Origin of the sequence: Methanospirillum sp., assembly GCF_035560735.1 — an archaeon.
In the GTDB taxonomy this organism is placed as follows: Archaea; Halobacteriota; Methanomicrobia; order Methanomicrobiales; family Methanospirillaceae; genus Methanospirillum.
Map to the genome: position 1 here is coordinate 1 of NZ_DATMYY010000038.1, position 2,236 is coordinate 2,236.

Genomic DNA, 2,236 nt, shown 5'->3' on the forward strand with positions numbered 1-2,236 from the left:
TATTTGAACCTCTCGTTGGAACTGGTACTGATTTTTCGTTAAAACCCTTGTTGGCAAAGTCGTGGTCACAAACTGATGATAAAACCTGGGAAATTGTATTAAATGATGGCATATTATTCCATGATAATACACCGTTGACTGCTAAAGCCGTAAAATTTTCATTAGATCATGCAACTTCAGTTAATCCAAAGGTTAAATCGATGCTCAAATATGCATCTAGCGAAGTTGTAGATGATAAAACTGTGAAAATTCACACAACAGAAGCAAACCCACTTCTTCCGGCATTTCTCCACTATCCAAATATGGCAATCATGAGTGAGAACTCAGTTGATTCCTCTGGAACTGTTACTAAACCGATTGGAACTGGCCCGATGGTGTTCAAGAGTCTGGATCCACAAACAAAGACTCTGACAATGACTAAAAATGATAAGTACTGGAAGGGTCAGGTTCAGGCAGACGGGGAGATCATTAAAGTAATTCCGGATCCAAACACCAGGAGTGCTGCAATAGAGAATGGAGAATATGATATAACATTCAATACTCCAGCTAGTGAAATAACACAACTCAAGTCTAAAGGACTTAATGTTGAGTTATATGATACACCCCGACTTCTGCGGATGGACTGTAACATGGATCATCCACAGGTGGCTGACAAAGCAGTTCGTCAGGCGATCTCGTATGCTATTGACAGAAAAGGTCTCGTAGAAAATGTTCTCTTTAATGCAGGAACTCCAGCAGTTGGTCCGTATTTAACTTCCAGTCCATGGGCACTTAGTTCACTTAAACCATATGCTTATGATCCTGAAAAGGCCAAGTCTTTACTCGATGAGGCAGGCTGGAAAGTAGGTGCAGATGGTATTAGAGCAAAAGGAGATCAGAAACTTGAACTTACTCTAATATCTAGTGCAAATGATGCCATCCTGCCATCACTCTCTGAAGCTATTGCTGCAGAACTCAAAGAAGTTGGCATTAAAGTCAATGTGGAACTTGCAGACTACAGTGCAACCGAAAAGAGAATGGGAGATGGAAACTTTGATCTTCACTTCATGTCGTTCTCTACCGGTATGGTTCCAGACCCAGCTTATATTATGGAAAATTGGTATCTTTCAACAGGTGGAAGCAATTATGCCAGATATAAGAACCCAACCGTAGATCAGATGATCATTGAAGGTGCAAAGAATCCTGACCGGGCTCGTGCATACGATGGTGTTCAGACCATCTTAAACGATGAACTTCCGGTAATTCCAATCATTTACCCCAAGTTCACGATGGTAACAGGAGCAAATGTGAAGGGATTTGTATATGATCCAACCTCACACGATTACCGTATCAACCCGGAGACTCACATTGAGTAACCGGATACCTACGGTATCCTGAAATTAGGTAGGATCATATATGCATCTTTACCTCATCCGTCGCTTTTTTTCTATTATCTTCACATTGCTGGCAGTCTCTTTTATTACATTCAGTCTTATGAACGTTCTACCCGGAGGAACTGCCGAAACTATTCTAAAACAGATGGCTGTTGGAATTGATGAAAAAGCAACTACCGGACAGATACAGGAGATTTCATCTAGATATAATCTCGATAAACCTATCATCGTACAGTATGAAATGTGGCTTGAAAATTTGATATTAAAAGGCGATCTTGGAAGGTCTTATTCATATAATATGCCTGTTACGGATCTCCTTTTATCCCGTCTTCCTGCAACACTTCTCCTTGCCTGCACTAGTATACTCATAGTTACAATTGCCGGGGTTTTCATAGGATTATATACTGCTCTTCATGAAGGATCATTATCTGATCAGATCATTCGTGTTTTAACTGTGTTTGGTGTTTCTTTTCCAGGATTCTGGGTAGCTCTTCTTTTGATTATCATCTTTTCACTAACCCTAAAATTAACACCAACATCAGGATACGGTTCAATTCAGTTTTTAATATTACCTGCAATTGCACTCTCCATTAGCCCAAGTTGCGTCATCATTCGACTTATGCGATGCAGTGTTCTCGAAACATTGCAAGAACCGTTTATCAGGTATGCCATAGCAAAAGGAATGTCCTGGAGTTCTATTGTCAAAACACATCTTTCTCGAAATGCATTTTTACCAGTACTGACTGTTCTTGGAGTTCATTTTGGATACATGTTCTCAATGACCATGATTATTGAAACCATCTTTGCATGGCCAGGAATAGGGAGTCTCCTTATTGCAGCAACGATAGGGAGAGATATTCCTG

Annotated in this window: 2 protein-coding genes; both read left to right on the forward strand. The window is 40.3% G+C overall.

What is annotated here, in order from left to right:
- A partial coding sequence (locus VN429_RS00970; RefSeq protein ID WP_325628816.1) for an ABC transporter substrate-binding protein occupies window positions 1-1,355 on the forward strand: 1,355 nt, incomplete at its 5' end.
- A 40-nt stretch (window positions 1,356-1,395) separates the two neighbouring features.
- A partial coding sequence (locus tag VN429_RS00975) for an ABC transporter permease (protein ID WP_325628818.1) occupies window positions 1,396-2,236 on the forward strand: 841 nt, incomplete at its 3' end.